General features: G+C 36.8%; 18 protein-coding genes, 1 pseudogene and 2 other annotated features. Of the genes and pseudogenes, 12 read left to right on the top strand and 7 right to left on the bottom strand.

Features of this window, described 5'->3' with window-relative positions; translation table 11 throughout:
• The first annotated feature begins 79 nt into the window (after positions 1–79).
• Positions 80–200: a sequence feature (ribosomal protein L20 leader region), on the top strand.
• A gap of 62 nt (positions 201–262) precedes the next feature.
• Genes infC through rplT form a run of 3 tightly spaced genes read left to right on the top strand, consistent with a single transcriptional unit; the run spans position 263 to position 1383 of the window.
• On the top strand, positions 263–766 hold the full coding sequence (infC, locus tag J4P91_RS14530; protein ID WP_000973214.1) for a translation initiation factor IF-3: 504 nt from the start codon (positions 263–265) through the stop codon (positions 764–766).
• A gap of 21 nt (positions 767–787) precedes the next feature.
• Positions 788–988: a 50S ribosomal protein L35 gene (gene rpmI, locus J4P91_RS14525; protein WP_012095718.1), complete on the top strand. Its 201-nt coding sequence runs from the start codon at positions 788–790 to the stop codon at positions 986–988.
• Positions 989–1026: 38 nt separating this feature from the next.
• A complete protein-coding gene (rplT, locus tag J4P91_RS14520; protein ID WP_017153952.1) occupies positions 1027–1383 on the top strand; it encodes a 50S ribosomal protein L20 in 357 nt (118 codons plus the stop codon).
• On the opposite strand, the pseudogene J4P91_RS14515 reads toward rplT, so the two are convergent.
• Positions 1326–1811, bottom strand: a pseudogene (locus J4P91_RS14515) (VOC family protein). The gene rplT and the pseudogene J4P91_RS14515 overlap by 58 nt on opposite strands.
• Positions 1812–2124: 313 nt before the next feature.
• On the opposite strand from J4P91_RS14515, the gene J4P91_RS14510 reads away from it, so the two are divergent.
• The 5 genes from J4P91_RS14510 (at position 2125) to J4P91_RS14490 (ending at position 7068) form a co-directional block, all read left to right on the top strand.
• Positions 2125–2670, top strand: a complete 546-nt coding sequence (locus tag J4P91_RS14510) for a dihydrofolate reductase family protein (protein WP_207994700.1) — start codon at positions 2125–2127, stop codon at positions 2668–2670.
• A 252-nt stretch (positions 2671–2922) separates the two neighbouring features.
• Positions 2923–3945 carry an alcohol dehydrogenase AdhP gene (gene adhP / locus J4P91_RS14505; protein WP_207994699.1) on the top strand — a complete coding sequence of 341 codons (1023 nt, stop codon included), beginning with the start codon at positions 2923–2925 and terminating at the stop codon, positions 3943–3945.
• A gap of 159 nt (positions 3946–4104) precedes the next feature.
• The gene (gene adhP, locus J4P91_RS14500) at positions 4105–5121 is read left to right on the top strand and encodes an alcohol dehydrogenase AdhP (RefSeq protein ID WP_017153956.1); all 1017 of its coding nucleotides are present in this window, start codon (positions 4105–4107) and stop codon (positions 5119–5121) included.
• Between the two features lie 301 nt (positions 5122–5422).
• Positions 5423–5914, top strand: coding sequence for a dUTP diphosphatase (locus J4P91_RS14495; RefSeq protein ID WP_017153957.1), 492 nt, complete (start codon positions 5423–5425; stop codon positions 5912–5914).
• A 68-nt stretch (positions 5915–5982) separates the two neighbouring features.
• Positions 5983–7068, top strand: coding sequence for a M42 family metallopeptidase (locus J4P91_RS14490; RefSeq protein WP_207994698.1), 1086 nt, complete (start codon positions 5983–5985; stop codon positions 7066–7068).
• Between the two features lie 29 nt (positions 7069–7097).
• Here the strand turns inward: J4P91_RS14490 and J4P91_RS14485 are convergent, their stop codons facing one another.
• The gene (locus tag J4P91_RS14485; RefSeq protein WP_017153959.1) at positions 7098–7721 is read right to left on the bottom strand and encodes a TetR/AcrR family transcriptional regulator; all 624 of its coding nucleotides are present in this window, start codon (positions 7719–7721) and stop codon (positions 7098–7100) included.
• Between the two features lie 296 nt (positions 7722–8017).
• On the opposite strand from J4P91_RS14485, the gene J4P91_RS14480 reads away from it, so the two are divergent.
• Positions 8018–8671 (top strand): HlyD family secretion protein, encoded by a 654-nt coding sequence (locus J4P91_RS14480; protein ID WP_207994697.1) that lies wholly within the window; start codon positions 8018–8020, stop codon positions 8669–8671.
• Positions 8672–8686: 15 nt separating this feature from the next.
• On the top strand, positions 8687–10441 hold the full coding sequence (locus J4P91_RS14475; RefSeq protein WP_207994696.1) for a DHA2 family efflux MFS transporter permease subunit: 1755 nt from the start codon (positions 8687–8689) through the stop codon (positions 10439–10441).
• Positions 10442–10470: 29 nt separating this feature from the next.
• On the opposite strand, the gene J4P91_RS14470 is transcribed toward J4P91_RS14475, so the two are convergent.
• The 5 genes from J4P91_RS14470 to sspI form a co-directional block, all read right to left on the bottom strand.
• Positions 10471–10848, bottom strand: a complete 378-nt coding sequence (locus tag J4P91_RS14470; RefSeq protein WP_017153962.1) for a hypothetical protein — start codon at positions 10846–10848, stop codon at positions 10471–10473.
• Positions 10849–10997: 149 nt separating this feature from the next.
• Positions 10998–11705 carry a CPBP family intramembrane glutamic endopeptidase gene (locus J4P91_RS14465; RefSeq protein WP_207994695.1) on the bottom strand — a complete coding sequence of 236 codons (708 nt, stop codon included), beginning with the start codon at positions 11703–11705 and terminating at the stop codon, positions 10998–11000.
• Between the two features lie 40 nt (positions 11706–11745).
• Positions 11746–12459 carry a CPBP family intramembrane glutamic endopeptidase gene (locus tag J4P91_RS14460; RefSeq protein WP_017153964.1) on the bottom strand — a complete coding sequence of 238 codons (714 nt, stop codon included), beginning with the start codon at positions 12457–12459 and terminating at the stop codon, positions 11746–11748.
• Between the two features lie 330 nt (positions 12460–12789).
• The gene (locus J4P91_RS14455) at positions 12790–13374 is read right to left on the bottom strand and encodes an HD domain-containing protein (RefSeq protein ID WP_017153965.1); all 585 of its coding nucleotides are present in this window, start codon (positions 13372–13374) and stop codon (positions 12790–12792) included.
• Positions 13375–13588: 214 nt separating this feature from the next.
• Positions 13589–13798: a small acid-soluble spore protein SspI gene (gene sspI, locus J4P91_RS14450; RefSeq protein WP_017153966.1), complete on the bottom strand. Its 210-nt coding sequence runs from the start codon at positions 13796–13798 to the stop codon at positions 13589–13591.
• Positions 13799–13880: 82 nt separating this feature from the next.
• Here sspI and J4P91_RS14445 point away from each other — a divergent pair, with 82 nt between their 5' ends.
• Positions 13881–14675, top strand: coding sequence for a TrmH family RNA methyltransferase (locus tag J4P91_RS14445; RefSeq protein ID WP_207994694.1), 795 nt, complete (start codon positions 13881–13883; stop codon positions 14673–14675).
• A gap of 65 nt (positions 14676–14740) precedes the next feature.
• Positions 14741–14969 (top strand) — a binding site (T-box leader).
• Positions 14970–15013: 44 nt separating this feature from the next.
• Positions 15014–16048, top strand: a complete 1035-nt coding sequence (pheS, locus tag J4P91_RS14440) for a phenylalanine--tRNA ligase subunit alpha (RefSeq protein ID WP_098719341.1) — start codon at positions 15014–15016, stop codon at positions 16046–16048.
• The last annotated feature ends 18 nt before the right edge of the window (positions 16049–16066 follow it).

Raw genomic sequence — 16066 nt, 5'->3', positions numbered from 1 at the left:
TGTTGTTAGTAAAACGCGTCTTCTTGACAGACGTTATGTCCTATGATAAAATCATCAAGGATAATAGAATATTGTTTTGTAGAACAAGTAGAAGCACCCGCTTCTCACCTGATTGACGCAGATGCAGTTAGCAGGTAAATGTCTTTCTTACTTAAGATCGTACAAGTGTGGGTGTCGTATGCCCACACTTTTTTTGTTCGGGTTCTATGACTGCAAACATATTCTAAGAAAACCTTGGAGGTGGCTTACTATTAGCAAGGATATGATGATTAACGAGCAAATTCGTGCACGTGAAGTACGTTTAGTTGGTGCGAATGGTGATCAACTTGGCATCAAGTCTCGTAATGACGCTTTAGACTTAGCTGCAAATCTTAATCTTGATTTAGTATTGGTTGCTCCAAATGCGAAACCGCCAGTATGCCGCATTATGGACTACGGTAAATTCCGCTTTGAGCAACAAAAGAAAGAAAAAGAACAGCGTAAAAATCAAAAAGTAATCAGCATGAAAGAAGTTCGTTTAAGTCCAACAATTGATGAACACGACTTTAACACAAAACTTCGTAATGCTATCAAGTTTTTAGAGAAAGGCGACAAGGTTAAAGCGTCAATTCGCTTTAAAGGACGTGCCATTACTCATAAAGAAATCGGTCAACGTGTCTTAGATCGCTTCTCAGAAGCTTGTGCTGAAGTTAGTACAATTGAGTCTAAGCCTAAAATGGAAGGACGTAGTATGTTCTTAGTTTTAGCACCGAAAAACGATAAGTAATAGATAGAGGAGGAAATACCTATGCCTAAACAAAAAACTCATCGCGGCGCTGCAAAGCGTTTCAAAAAAACTGGATCTGGTAAACTTAAGCGTGACCACGCTTATACTAGCCATTTATTCGCTAACAAATCTACAAAAGCTAAACGTAAACTACGTAAAGCTGGTCTAGTAAGCGCTGGTGACTACAAACGTATTCGTCAAATGCTTGACAACTTAAAATAAGTTCGGTTGATATATAGAACACACTAGGAGGTAATATTATGCCAAGAGTAAAAGGTGGTACAGTTACTCGTAAACGTCGTAAAAAAATGATTAAACTAGCGAAAGGTTACTACGGTTCTAAAAATACTTTATTCAAAGTTGCTAACCAACAAGTAATGAAGTCTTTATTATATGCGTTCCGTGACCGTCGTCAAAAGAAACGTGACTTCCGTAAATTATGGATCACTCGTATTAACGCAGCTGCTCGCATGAATGGTCTTTCTTACAGCCGTTTAATGCACGGTTTAAAACTTGCTGGTATCGAAGTTAACCGCAAGATGCTTGCTGACTTAGCTGTTCATGACGAAAAAGCTTTCGCTGAATTAGCAACAGTTGCAAAAAGCAACTTAAAATAATTGTTTAAAAACCTTAGAAGATTTTCTTCTGAGGTTTTTTTTATTAATTGGAATTTTTTTAATTTGTTCGTTTTTTTCGTCTGACTTAAGTATTCAAAGAAACCAAGACGATTTCCCCAAGGATCGGTAAAAATCCCCCATTTAACAGGAACTTCTTTTCTTGAATATATTTCAAAGTTCTCGACATTTCATTCCTTTTTTAGCCTATCTCGTTCAGCTTTAATATCTATAACTCCTAAACGAATCGGTCCACTACCTTCATTTGGCAAACCTTCTGCTACTTGTAACCAACCTCCAGGGATAAGTTCCCATTCTGTGAATCCTTCGTGTGGTATGAAATCGGGTTCCTTGTTGAGTAATGTTTGATACCACTTTTGTCCTTCTTTGATATCTGTAACACGAACTTGAACAATTATTTCATAAATCAACATATTTCCTCCTTTAATAAAATCCCTTTTTTTTAACAATTTTTTGTTGGTGATATAAATTCCTTTTTTAACTAAATCTCAGTTGGTTGAACGTCATTCGATATCATGTATTCTCATTATTTTCCTATAATACAGAAGAGTTTTTTGTTTGATTCAAACATCAACAGAGTTATTGAGTGGATCCTATTTTTAAGTGGGGGATGGCAAGTGCTTATTCTAAATTAGGTAATTCAGCTATACAATTTATTGCAGGAAATAAATTGTATGTAGAGAAATAGAACTGAGCCTGGAAGAAGATAAGAGGGGGAACGACATGGCAAAGCTAATTTATCATATTGCAGTTACGGCGGATAACTTTATTGCAGATTTAGATGGTGATGCTACTGATTCAATCTTTTTATACGAAGGTGAACATGTCTTAGACTTTATTACTGATGTTCAGCAATATGACGCAGTATTGATGGGGAGGAGAACGTACGAGTTTGGATTTCAATTTGGTGCTAAACCTGGTGAGCCAGGTTATTTTAAAGAGTTAAAGCACTATATTTGTTCAAATACTATGCAATTTGAATCGAGTGATAAAGTAGAACTTGTGAGAGGAGATGCAGTAGAGTTTATCAAGAACTTAAAAGTGAAAGAAGTTGGTAATCTGTGGCTCTGTGGGGGCGGAGAACTGGCTGGCTCGTTAGTTCAGCAAAAACTAATTGACCAAGTAGTATTGAAAATAAATCCAGTTATAATTGGTGAAGGTATACCTTTATTTGGTAGCGTGAAACCACGTTTAAGTTTGGAATTAGTTGATTCGACACAGTATGTAAATGGCGTCATTAAATCAACTTACAATATCATGTATTCTTAGAAATCATCTACATTGCAAGGGAGGCTGTCGTTATATACAGGCTCCTTTTTTATTTTCTAGCTAGGTGACGTCCGTTTCGTGGAGAAGATGAAAACATGGTAAAAGAATTTCACCTTATAGTAATTACAATCATTCAATAATTTGTGAGATGTTTCACAAATTATTGTCATAATTCAACCGCTTCTCTTTTCTTCTATTATATTAAGATGAACTTGTAAGAACTTTTTGTACCTATAACGAGGAGGAATTTACATGAAAGCAGCAGTTGTAAATGAGTTCAAAGCGAAGTTAGAAGTGAAAGAAGTTCCAAAACCGAAAGCTGGACTTGGTGAAGTCCTTGTACATATTGAAGCATGTGGTGTTTGTCATACGGATTTACATGCGGCACACGGTGACTGGCCAGTAAAACCGAAACTTCCATTAATTCCAGGGCATGAAGGTGTTGGAGTTGTAGAAGAAGTTGGAGAAGGTGTCACACATTTAAAAGTCGGTGACCGCGTTGGAGTACCATGGCTATATTCAGCATGTGGACATTGTGAATATTGTTTATCCGGTCGTGAAACGCTTTGCTTAGATCAACATAATGCTGGTTATTCTGTAGATGGTGGTTATGCAGAGTATTGTGTTGCAGCAGCGAACTATGTAGTAAAAGTACCGGATAATTTGAATTTTATTGATGCAGCACCGCTATTTTGTGCAGGTGTTACAACATATAAAGCATTGAAAGTTTCAGAAGCAAAACCAGGTGATTGGGTAGCTGTTTTTGGGATTGGTGGCCTTGGACATTTAGCTGTTCAATATGCAAAAGCAATGGGATTACACGTAGTAGCAGTTGATACTGTAGATGAAAAATTAGAGCTTGCAAAAGAACTTGGTGCAGATTTAGCTGTGAATCCGCTTAAAGAAAATGCAGTAGCGTGGATATTTGAGAAAGTGAAGGGTGTACATGCTTCCATTTGTACAGCTGTATCGAAACCAGCATTTGATCAAGCGTATCGCTCTGTTAGACGAGGTGGGGCATGTGTAGCGGTAGGATTACCTCCGGAAATGATGGAAGTACCAATCTTTGATACAGTGCTAAATGGTGTGAAAATTATTGGTTCTATCGTTGGGACAAGAAAAGACTTACAAGAAACCCTGCAATTTGCCGCAGAAGGAAAAGTGAAAGCAATTATTGAAACACGTCATCTTCATGAGATTAATGACATCTTCACTGAAATGGAAGAAGGAAAAATTAATGGGCGTGTTGTTATCGATATGAAAAAAGAATCTTAATATAGTATGCAAAAAGCTAGGGGAAAATCCTCTAGCTTTTTCGATATAATATCCTATGAATTATCTTGAAAATTTTAAAATAAATGGTAGATTTAAGGATGTTCTTGTACTAATATGTAAATGAAAACCTTTTCAAAACCGAGTGAGGGAGGAATTCATTTGAAAGCAGCTGTTGTAAACAAATTTAAGGAGAAGTTAGAGGTAAAGGATGTTCCGAGGCCAAAGGCAGGAGCAAATGAGGTGCTTGTACATATTCAAGCATGTGGCGTTTGTCATACAGATTTACATGCGGCGCATGGAGACTGGCCAGTAAAACCGAAACTACCACTAATTCCAGGACACGAAGGTGTTGGGGTGGTAGAAGAAGTAGGTGAAGGTGTTACTCATCTTAAAATCGGTGACCGAGTCGGAATCCCTTGGTTATATTCAGCATGTGGACATTGTGAGTACTGTTTATCTGGCCGTGAAACACTTTGCTTAGATCAAAATAATGCTGGTTACTCAGTTGATGGTGGTTATGCAGAATATTGTATAGCGGCAGCTGATTATGTTGTAAAAGTACCAGAAAATTTAAGTTTTGTAGAAGCTGCCCCATTATTTTGCGCGGGTGTAACAACTTATAAAGCATTAAAAGTATCAGAAGCAAAGCCAGGACAATGGGTAGCTGTTTTTGGAATTGGCGGCTTAGGTCACTTAGCAATGCAGTATGCAAAAGCAATGGGATTACATGTAGTAGCAGTTGACACAGTTGATGAAAAACTTGAACTCGCAAAAGAACTCGGTGCAGATTTAGTTGTAAATCCATTAAAAGAGGATGCTCCGCTTTGGATTCATGAAAAGGTAAATGGTGTACATGCTTCTATTTGTACGGCCGTATCAAAACCAGCATTTGATCAAGCTTATCGTGCAGTTCGCCGCGGTGGCTCCTGTGTGGCAGTTGGTTTACCTCCAGAAATGATGGAAGTGCCGATTTTTGATACAGTATTAAATGCGGTGAAAATTGTTGGTTCCATTGTTGGCACGCGTAAAGACTTGCAAGAAGCATTGCAATTTGGTGCAGAAGGAAAAGTAAAAGCAATTATAGAAACGCGTCAATTAGATGAAATAAATGATATTTTTACAGAAATGGAAGAAGGAAAGATTAATGGTCGTGTTGTTCTAGATATGACAAAATAAGTATAAAAGCTATAACAATATAAAAGAATATACAGTAAAAAGTCGGAGGAGATTCCTCTGGCTTTTTTACTGTCATTTAAAGGTATCTTTCCTAGTAGAAACGACACTGCTATAATGGAAAGATGATATGGAAGTTTCATCATATGTGGATGATGACTGAAACGTATTGATGATTTAAGGACAAGCTATTTCATAAGGGTTTAGGAAGTTAATTAGATAATAACGGGTAGGATTTTTAAAGCTTACAATAAATATGAGATGAAACAACATTGTTTTTGTGCGATGTTGGAGGAGGAATAGAATGGATTTACTACAACTATTTAAATTACAAAAAGAATTAGATGACCGTATTGTAAAAGAACATGACTTACAACCAAAAAAATTATTAAAAGAAAAAATGTTAGCACTACTTGTTGAAATTGGCGAACTTGCAAATGAAACACGTTGTTTTAAATATTGGAGCAAAAAGCCGGCAGCTGAGCGTGAAGTTATACTTGAAGAATATGTAGATGGTTTACATTTCATTTTATCAATTGGAATTGATTTAGGTATTGATAAGAACTTCTTATTTTATAAATGTGCTCAAACGAATAAAACACAAGTTGAAATTTTCTTAGACACATATGCGAAAGTGATGCGTTTTACTGATCAGCCGTCCATTACAAATTATATTGAACTATTCACAAGTTACCTTCGCCTTGGACAAGCTCTTGATTTCGGGCAAGAAGAAATTGAAAAAGCGTATTTAGATAAAAATGAAGTGAACCATCAGCGTCAAACACAAGGGTATTAAGTTGATTTTTGGATATTTCAATTTACTTTTGTATAATGAAGTGAATGAAGAAAAAGGAGGTATTGATAATGACAAAGGTAGATGCGACATTGACAATGCTAAAAGAATTAACAGATGCACGTGGGATTGCAGGTAATGAACGCGAACCACGTGAAGTAATGAAAAAATATATCGAACCGTTTGCAGATGAACTTTCTACAGATAATTTAGGGAGTTTAGTTGCGAAAAAAGTAGGGGAAGAAAACGGTCCGAAAATCATGGTAGCTGGTCATTTAGATGAAGTTGGTTTCATGATCACACAAATCGATGACAAAGGTTTCCTTCGCTTTCAAACGGTTGGTGGCTGGTGGTCACAAGTTATGCTTGCACAGCGTGTAACAATTGTAACGCGTAAAGGTGATGTAACAGGTGTAATCGGTTCAAAACCACCGCACATTTTACCAGCAGAAGCTCGTAAAAAGCCGGTTGAAATTAAGGACATGTTTATTGACATTGGTGCTTCTAGCAAAGAAGAAGCAATGGAATGGGGCGTGCGACCAGGGGATCAAGTTGTACCGTACTTTGAATTCCAAGTGATGAAAAATGAAAAAATGTTACTTGCAAAAGCATGGGATAACCGTATTGGCTGTGCAATTGCAATTGACGTGTTAAAACAATTAAAAGATGAAAAGCATCCAAACGTTGTATACGGCGTTGGAACTGTACAAGAAGAGGTAGGTCTTCGCGGTGCGAAAACATCTGCACATTATATTAAGCCAGATATTGCGTTTGCTGTAGATGTTGGTATTGCTGGTGATACACCAGGAGTAACAGAAAAAGAAGCGCAAAGTAAAATGGGAGACGGACCACAAATCATTTTATATGATGCATCTGTAATTGGACATACAGGTCTTCGTGATTTTGTTGTTGATGTGGCAGATGAATTGCAAATTCCATACCAATATGATTCTGTAGCTGGTGGTGGAACGGATGCAGGTGCTATTCATATTTCTGTAAACGGTATTCCGTCCATGGCGATTACGATTGCAACTCGTTATATTCACTCCCATGCGGCAATGTTACACCGTGATGACTATGAGAATGCAGTGAAGTTAATTGTAGAAGTGATTAAGCGTCTTGATAAAGAGGCTGTACATAATATTACATTTAACTAATAAAAAAGCGAAGAAATGTCTTCGCTTTTTTATATTTCAAAAGGTTTTTCTAATCCAGCGGCAGCGTGAGCCCCTAAAATAATTAACCTTGTTAGTTGCATTGCCATAAAGTGCGGCGAGTAAATCATCCCTTTTTTTAGCCACGATATAATCATTCCAAGATGAGCTCCTGTTACATAACTAATAAGGATATCGCGTGGAATCATGAGTTCTTCATCATTTGGTTGTGAAATGGATAAGCTTAACGTTAAATGTGTTTGAATTGTTTTCATCATTTTATAAAAAAAGTTTCCTGCTGCTTTGTCGCCAAGCATGACGTTATAGAAGGTAGCATTTTCAGCGATGTGCTCAAATAGGGCTAGAAAAGTTGGATGTGGGGAGTTAAATGTAAGCTGAAAATCTTCTTTATTATTCCTTTTGGGCCTAATTATTTCGGTGAGCTTTACTAACATTTCCTCGATACTTTTATCTAATAAGTCATATTTGTCATGATAATGGCTATAAAAGGTAGCACGGTTCACTGGGGCACACTCAGCGATATGCTGCACTGTGACATTTTCAAAACCTTTTTCGCCTACTAAAGCGACAAAAGCATCCTGTATCAATTGTCTCGTTCGTTTTACACGCGGATCGTTTGTATTTTTAATAGACATTTTATTTCTCCTTGCTTAATTTTTATTACTTAAACAACAAATATATAGTGTAATGTTGGATAACCAACATATATGACCAAATTGTCGGTTGTAGATTCAAAATAATTATTTATAATTATAAACGATATTACTTTAGAAAACAGCACCGGTAGTATGCAGGCAAAGAATTGTTTGCATAGCAAAAGGTGTGCTTTTTTTGTTTAATGGTTAATATAATTAACAATTAATCAATATAAACAAAAGAAGTGGAAATAGTTTAGTAAAAAAATTATATGCGATATAAGGAGAGGAAAGCAATGAATCAATTTCGAAGAATGCTTATCATTAATGTTATTACATTGATTGTATTAGTTGGTGGTGGCTTTGCTGGTTATTATTATTACAACCAAGCTGAAAATTACTTAAAAACAGATAATGCGAAAATCGATGGGAAAGTGATCCCAATCGCATCACCAGTAGCAGGGAAATTAACTGAATGGAATGCAGAAGTAGGCAAGAGCTACAATGAAAATGATAAATTAGGTTCTGTTTCTGTAGCAAGTCAAAATGGTGAGCAAACGATGGATGTAACAATTCCACATAATGCGACTGTTGTTCAATCAAATGCTACAACAAATTCTTTCGTAGCGGCAGGTAGTCCAATTGCGTATGCATACGATATGAGTGATTTATGGGTAACAGCAAATATTGAAGAAACAGATATTGATGATGTGCAAAAAGGTCAAGAAGTTGATGTGTATGTAGACGCTTATCCTGATACAACATTAACAGGAAAAGTAGAACAAGTTGGGTTAACAACTGCAAATACATTTTCTATGCTTCCATCAAGCAACGCAACAGCAAACTATACGAAAGTAACACAAGTTGTGCCGGTTAAAGTTTCTTTAGATCATAGCAAATCAGTAAATATTGTTCCTGGAATGAATGTGACAGTTCGGATTCATAAGTAAGGGGGGGAAGATAAAATGTCCTCAGGTTTAATTGTAGGATATGCATTATTTTGTATTATCGTCTTCTTCCTTGTAAATCGTCTTTTAAGAAAGAAAAAAACGAACGCGGGAGAAGAACAAGTCCCAGCCGTAAGTAAGATAGAAACAAAGCAACTAGAGCAAGAACCTTCCAATGTAGTCGAATTAGAAGCATCAAAACAAGAAACACAAAAGCAAGAAAGACGGAAACCGCAAATGCCAGTAGAGAATGTCAATGTAAAAGCCGTTGTAGCAGTATTAATTCTCGGTATGTTCGTTTCCATTTTAAACCAAACAATCATTAATGTTGCATTGCCTCCATTAATGAATGAGTTCAATGTATCAACTTCAACAGCGCAATGGCTAATCACAGGATTTATGCTTGTGAACGGGATTTTAGTGCCAATTAGTGCCTTCTTAGTTTCACGGTTTACGTATCGTAAATTGTTTGTAGCAGCTATGCTCTTCTTTACAGTCGGCTCTATTATTTGTGCGTTATCTGGAAACTTCACAATGATGATGACAGGGCGCGTCATTCAAGCAGTTGGCGCAGGAATTTTAATGCCGGTTGGTATGAACATTTTCATGACTCTGTTCCCACCGCATAAGCGCGGAGCTGCAATGGGATTACTTGGGGTGGCGATGATTTTAGCGCCAGCTATCGGACCAACTGTAACAGGTTGGGTTATTGAAAATTACAACTGGAACTTAATGTTCTACGCGATGTTCGCTATCGGTTTAATCATCACATTATTATCTTTAAAATTCTTTACACTAACTCAGCCAGTTTCGAAAACAAAGTTAGATATGTTTGGCGTTATTAGTTCAAGTATTGGGCTTGGTAGCCTACTATATGGATTTAGTGAAGCTGGAAACAACAGCTGGAGCAGTGCCGAAGTTGTGATTTCACTTATCATCGGTGTGATTGGTATAGCATTATTCATTTGGAGAGAGATGACGACGGATAACAAAATGCTTGATTTACATGTATTTAAATATCCAACGTTTACTTTTACATTATTAATTAATGCGATTGTAACAATGGCATTATTCGGAGGTATGTTATTACTTCCTGTATACCTTCAAAATATTCGTGGCTTTACGCCAATTGAATCAGGTCTCCTGCTTCTTCCAGGATCATTAATTATGGGGATTATGGGACCGATTGCAGGAAAGTTATTTGATAAGTATGGTATTCGTCCATTAGCAATAGTTGGATTAGCGATTACGACATATGCGACGTATGAATTTACAAAGCTATCAATGGATACACCATATAGCGTAATTATGACGGATTACATCGTTCGTTCAATTGGAATGTCATTCATTATGATGCCAATTATGACAGCTGGTATGAACGCATTGCCAATGAAATTAATTTCTCACGGCACAGCAACGCAAAATACGTCAAGACAAGTAGCGGGTTCAATTGGTACAGCGATTTTAATTACAATTATGACGCAGCAAACAACCAATCACGTCGCAGATTACGGAAATATGTTAACAACGACAAATCCCATTTTAGTTGATAAAGTACACGGAATGGGACAAAGTTTAGCAGCTGCCGCAGGATCAGCACAAGCTGGTGATGCGATGAGCTCACAGCTATTATTCGGACAAATTTCAAAGCTATCTGCAATCAACGGTATTAATGATGCGTTCTTAATTGCAACTATATTAGCAGGTATTGCTTGGGTGTTATCATTCTTCTTACAATCAGGTAATAAATCAAATAGAAAAGCAGGGAATTAATTTCTCTGCTTTTTTTGTGCTTGTATATTTTAAGTGGACTGTATCGGCATGGACATTATGTGATAGAAAGTCACCCCAAGGATACCGACAGAAACCATGATAATCCCCATAATAAGGATACCCTTAATTTTGTTACGTATCCCGCTTATACTAGCTAATACCCCAGCTACAGGGAAGATGCTCCAGTACATAGTAGTTGGGATAGGGATAAGTCTCTCCATATCGATTCCCATTCCCCAGAGAACAAAAGGCGTAGTTACAAGTGAGAAACAAACAAGTCCTGCTGCAACAACAAGTAGCTTGCGATGCTTAGCTCCTGCGACCATTAAAAAGATGCCCCCAATAATTCCAGATAATACTAGAACTGGCATAAATAAAATCCAAAGTAAGATTCCCACTGCTTCCATAGAATATAAACCTCCTAATTGATAAGTTATATTTTACAACATGAGGTTTATTTTGGATATTATTAAAAATATATGGATTTCGATAGAGTTTCTAGGTTTGAGAGGTTAGAAAAACAAATCGCCATTATATAATCATAATGGCGATTTGTTTAATAAAAGAAAGAAGACGTATTGATAATGATATGAAGTAGCATAGCTGGAATGATAGATTTTGTTTGTTTATATAATAATGAGGCAAATAGTCCCGTCACAAATGCACTCACCATAATGCCAACTGAATACGTATGAGCGATGCTAAATAATAGACTGGATAAAAGTGCAGCCGGCCAAAATGTAAATTTCTCTTCAAAGAAACGCAAAAGGAGTCCTCTGCATACAAGTTCTTCATAAAGAGGTGCAAAGATACCGACTGCGAGAACTAATAGGAATTTATAGTTCTCTAAAGTAGCAAAATCTAACGCATCTAGTTGCTCTTGTAAGGATTCAGGGAATAATTTATCTAATATATAGAAATCGATAAAAACCCCAATCGCATAATAAATTAGTACATAGATGTACATGCGAAAAGTTTTTAAACATTGAAAATCAATAGCTGGTAAAATCAATTGTCTAAGTGGCTTATACTTCAGTATGTATAGTACGAAAAAGAGTAAAGCCACGAATTCATAGCTAATATTTTTTATCGACTCAAGTAAAGCTGTATTTGTATTTGGATTAGCTTGTTCATACAGCCAAATTGGAAGTATGGTCAAAGCGGAATTAATGAGTGGGAAACAGAAAAAGAGAACTGACAAAATCCCAAGAAACAGAAGCCATGATGTTTTAATCCGATGATCTAACTGTGTATGTATTTGCAAAGTTATACTCCCTTTTTATTTTATAGGTTAAAGTTTCACGTTATAAAAACGCAAGTGTATTATTCATAATATGAAATAGCATGGCTGGAAGAATGGAGTTTGTTCTTTTGCATAAAATCGCCATCAATAGTCCCATAAGGAAAGTTACAACCATGACTCCAAGTGAGTATGTATGAGCAATTCCAAAGATCAAGCTTGTTCCAATTGCTGCGATCCAAAACGGAAAGCGCTCTGAAAAGAAACGAAGGATGATGCCGCGGAAAATGATTTCTTCAAAGATAGGAGTAAATATCGCAAATCCAACAATTAATAACATTCGATACTGTTTTAAAAGATCTAAATTTAAAGCAGATGATTGCTGCTCGGTCGCGTCTGGAAACAGATGCGTAATGATAAGAGAATTTAAGATGATATTTAAAGCAAAGAATAGAAGTAAGTATACGTAGGTACTCGCTTTTTTGAGTGCTTGAAAGTTGAAAGCGGATAATAATAGTCTTTTCACCGGTTCATATTTATAGATGAATAATAATAAAACGAGTAGTTGTAATAAAGTACTTGCAGCATTTCCAAGTGATTCATATAGAGCGATTGTCTTTTTATTCGTAATGCCTTCACTATAAATCGTAAGCGGGAGTAATATAAATAAGCCGCTTAGTAGTCCTGTTCCAAAAAAGGCAAATAAAGCAGAACCAATAAATTGTAACCAGGACATAGGTTGTTTCTGATCATATGTAAGTTGTGTAGTCGATTGCATATATCGAGTCCTTCCTTTTTATTTGTATATATAATTATACATATTTAGTTGATGAATGTCATTTTTAAATATTACATAAATAGAAGGTTTAAGTTGGGGATTAGTAAGAGATATATGAATTTTGATGGAAATGGATGATTAGGAAGCGAATGAATAAGTGCAGGAAGTGTTTGAAAATAATAAAAGAAGTATCGCTATGTAGCGATGCCTCTTTTTGTAATATGAAATAAAATCGCTGGGGGAACAAAGTTTTATAGTTACCCTAGTTCCATTCACTTACACGTGTTATAGGTGTTGTATCAATTGACAATCCGGGACGTAAAAAAAATGCTACTGTTTAACAAATTCGCCCTGTTTTTTTCCTTTATCTGAAAAAATATGAGTATGGGACGCGGGTTGTTGTTTTTGTAATTCACGATCAACCATTCGATCCAATCGCTTAATTGCTTGCAATGCTTTTTCATAAGAAATCGTCCGGTAGTGATGTGCTCCCCCTGGTTCTTCATCTGCTTCGTCTGCCCACTTAATAATATTTTGTAGAGTCGTTCTTTCAAGTGTTTGTTCTAGTAAAAAGGAATCCGTGTGCAAGAGAATTGCGACAGAAATTTCCTTTGCTTGATTCGGGTGTTCTCCTAATCGGATTAGTAATTTATGAGCTCTTTCCGCTCCTTTAATGGCATGGATATCATTTTTTTTATACAATTCATAGTCCCATTCTCCATTACGATACCATGTGTGATGTCCTATATCATGAAGAAAACCAGCCTTTGTTGCCGCATCGACTGAGGCGTGATGCTTTTTTGCTAGATGAAACGCATGGTAAGCGACAGCGATCGCGTGGACCATTCCAGAACGGTTTACATATTTTTGTGTAATGTGATGCTTAAAAATTTGTTCAAGCGTGATACGGCGCATAAAACATTCACTCCTTTTATTTATTGATGTGTATGATGGAAACAAACAGATAGACATAAATATATTTTGAACATTTTACTCCATCATGCCTGTGTTAGTAAAGTAGAAATGTTTAGGAAAGAGGAAGTAACAGTTTCTAAGAATGGAAGAATAGAGAGGATTATCGCTAACATAAAAGCCACCTTAGCTCAGGCTAAGGTGACTTTCTCATTCTTTATTTTTTTAACCCTTGTTCAAGAGTCTCTAACATCTCATGTTTTCCATTTTCGTCAGCATTTTGCCAAATCACTTCAAATAAAACACCAAGCCCTGGAAGCATTTTTTCTTCACCGCTTTGAATTGCTTCTACAATTGTCTCTTGTAATTCGCCTTGTGTATTTCCAGCAACGTTTGCTAATACAGCGCCGCGTAAATTAAAATTCATTCTTTTCACCTCTTCTTCTGAATTGAAACTGACGTTAGTTTTTGTTCTTTTTTATGTAAATATGTATAAAAAATAGGCTATAATGAGAAGACAAGAAGAGAGGGAAATACATATTATGAAAAACATTGATTCAGTACAAAATCCGCGGGTTAAGCAGTGGAAAAAGCTGCAGACGAAAAAAGAGCGCGATAAAAAAAGTTTATTCTTTGTAGAAGGATTCCACTTAGTTGAGGAAGCTTTAAAGGCTGGAGTTATAACAGAACTTATTGTCTCAGATCAGACAGATCTTCCAAAAGATTGGACGGTTACTGATGTTGAAGTGTATATTGTGCCTGAAGCAATTGTAAAGGTACTTCGCGAGACAGAAACGACGCAAGGAGTGTTTGCTGTTTGTGAGAAGCATGAGAAAGAAATTGCTCTTACAGATGGGAAATTTCTATTATTAGATGGCTTGCAAGACCCAGGTAATTTAGGGACAATTATTCGTACAGCAGATGCAGCCGGTATTCATGCTGTTGTGCTTGGAGAAGGATGCGTGGATGCTTATAATAGTAAAGTGCTCCGCTCTACACAAGGTTCTATCTTCCATTTACCGATTGTAAAAGGAAACTTAGAAGAATGGGTAGATAAGTTAAAAGAAAAGAACGTTCCTGTATACGGAACAGCTCTTGAAAACGGAGTTCCGTATGGAGAAGTAACGCCGACAGGAAGTTTTGCATTAATTGTAGGAAACGAAGGAAATGGTGTACGCCAAGAAATTCTTGCAAAATGTGATCAAAACTTGTATATTCCGATTTACGGCGGGGCAGAATCATTAAATGTTGCGGTTGCTGCTGGGATTTTAACGTATTATTTACAAAGCCCGGTTGCGAATTGATAAAAAACTTCTTATAATAAATTGAAGTACATGTTCATGATGAACATATAATAAAAGTAAAATAATGAAAAACGTTGATAGAGAAGAGTAGCTTGCAAAATCGCCATATAGGGAGAGAATGCCGTAGACTGAAAGCATTCTTATGGTAGACGGAAGTGAATTCACCTCTGGAGTTGACGCCAGGACCATTATATGTAAAGGCGTTCCGGCCTAAGCTGGCCGTTATAACTAATTGAGTGGACAGACTTGTTCTGTCAATTTAGGGTGGTACCGCGAATTTACCTCGTCCCTTTTTAGGGAGCGAGGTTTTTTTATTTTTAAAATTAGGAGGGTTTCAAATGGAAGCACGTTTAAAAGAGCTAAAGCAAAAAGCGTTAGAGCTGATTGAAGAAGCGAAAGAGCTAAAGAGCTTAAACGATGTACGCGTAGCGTATTTAGGAAAAAAAGGCCCAATTACTGAAGTATTACGCGGCATGGGGAAATTATCTCCAGAAGAGCGTCCACGTATGGGAGCATTAGTAAATGAAGTGCGTGAAGCAATTCAAACGCGTTTAGAAGACAAAATTAACAATATCGAAAAAGCAGTAATCGAAGCGAAATTAGCATCTGAAACAATTGATGTTACATTACCAGGTCGTCCTGTCGAAACAGGGTGTCACCATCCATTGACAGCGGTTGTGGAACAAATTGAAGATGTATTTATCGGTATGGGATATGAAGTTGCAGAAGGAACAGAAGTAGAGAAAGACTACTACAACTTCGAAGCATTAAACCTACCGAAAGATCACCCAGCGCGTGATATGCAAGATACTTTCTACATTACAGAAGAAACATTACTACGTACACATACATCTTCTGTGCAGGCAAGAACAATGGAAAATAATAAAGAAAAAGGCCCAATTAAAATTATTTGCCCTGGTAAAGTGTATCGCCGTGATGATGACGATGCGACGCATTCACACCAGTTCATGCAAATTGAAGGTCTTGTAATCGACAAAAACATTCGCATGAGTGATTTAAAAGGTACACTGCAAGTATTCGTGAAAAAGATGTTCGGTGAAGATCGTGAAATCCGTCTTCGTCCAAGTTTCTTCCCGTTCACAGAGCCATCTGTAGAGATGGATATTTCTTGTATGATGTGTCACGGCAAAGGTTGCGGCACTTGTAAAGGAACAGGCTGGATTGAAATTTTAGGTGCAGGTATGGTTCATCCAAACGTACTTGAAATGGCTGGTTACGATTCAAAAGAATATCAAGGTTTCGCATTTGGTATGGGTGCAGAGCGTATTGCAATGTTGAAATACGGCGTTGATGACATTCGTCATTTCTACACAAATGATGTACGTTTCTTACAACAATTCAAACGAGCGTAAGGGAAGGAGAGGATAAAT

Origin of the sequence: Bacillus sp. XF8, from assembly GCF_017498755.1 — a bacterium.
Taxonomy (GTDB): Bacteria; Bacillota; Bacilli; order Bacillales; family Bacillaceae_G; genus Bacillus_A; species Bacillus_A bingmayongensis.
This window is presented reverse-complemented; position numbering and strand designations above follow the sequence as displayed.

Bases quoted from the DNA above. Each gene is read 5' to 3' on its own strand.
- sspI (WP_017153966.1), bottom strand. From the start codon at position 13,798: ATGAATTTTAATTTACGCGGCGCTGTATTAGCAAACGTTGCTGGAAAT.
- infC (WP_000973214.1), top strand. From the start codon at position 263: ATGATGATTAACGAGCAAATTCGTGCACGTGAAGTACGTTTAGTTGGT.
- J4P91_RS14470 (WP_017153962.1), bottom strand. From the start codon at position 10,848: ATGGAAGCAGTGGGAATCTTACTTTGGATTTTATTTATGCCAGTTCTA.
- J4P91_RS14475 (WP_207994696.1), top strand. From the start codon at position 8,687: ATGTCCTCAGGTTTAATTGTAGGATATGCATTATTTTGTATTATCGTC.
- adhP (WP_207994699.1), top strand. From the start codon at position 2,923: ATGAAAGCAGCAGTTGTAAATGAGTTCAAAGCGAAGTTAGAAGTGAAA.
- rpmI (WP_012095718.1), top strand. From the start codon at position 788: ATGCCTAAACAAAAAACTCATCGCGGCGCTGCAAAGCGTTTCAAAAAA.
- J4P91_RS14485 (WP_017153959.1), bottom strand. From the start codon at position 7,721: ATGTCTATTAAAAATACAAACGATCCGCGTGTAAAACGAACGAGACAA.
- pheS (WP_098719341.1), top strand. From the start codon at position 15,014: ATGGAAGCACGTTTAAAAGAGCTAAAGCAAAAAGCGTTAGAGCTGATT.
- J4P91_RS14445 (WP_207994694.1), top strand. From the start codon at position 13,881: ATGAGAAGACAAGAAGAGAGGGAAATACATATTATGAAAAACATTGAT.
- J4P91_RS14510 (WP_207994700.1), top strand. From the start codon at position 2,125: ATGGCAAAGCTAATTTATCATATTGCAGTTACGGCGGATAACTTTATT.
- J4P91_RS14455 (WP_017153965.1), bottom strand. From the start codon at position 13,374: ATGCGCCGTATCACGCTTGAACAAATTTTTAAGCATCACATTACACAA.
- J4P91_RS14480 (WP_207994697.1), top strand. From the start codon at position 8,018: ATGAATCAATTTCGAAGAATGCTTATCATTAATGTTATTACATTGATT.
- J4P91_RS14495 (WP_017153957.1), top strand. From the start codon at position 5,423: ATGGATTTACTACAACTATTTAAATTACAAAAAGAATTAGATGACCGT.
- rplT (WP_017153952.1), top strand. From the start codon at position 1,027: ATGCCAAGAGTAAAAGGTGGTACAGTTACTCGTAAACGTCGTAAAAAA.
- J4P91_RS14490 (WP_207994698.1), top strand. From the start codon at position 5,983: ATGACAAAGGTAGATGCGACATTGACAATGCTAAAAGAATTAACAGAT.
- J4P91_RS14460 (WP_017153964.1), bottom strand. From the start codon at position 12,459: ATGCAATCGACTACACAACTTACATATGATCAGAAACAACCTATGTCC.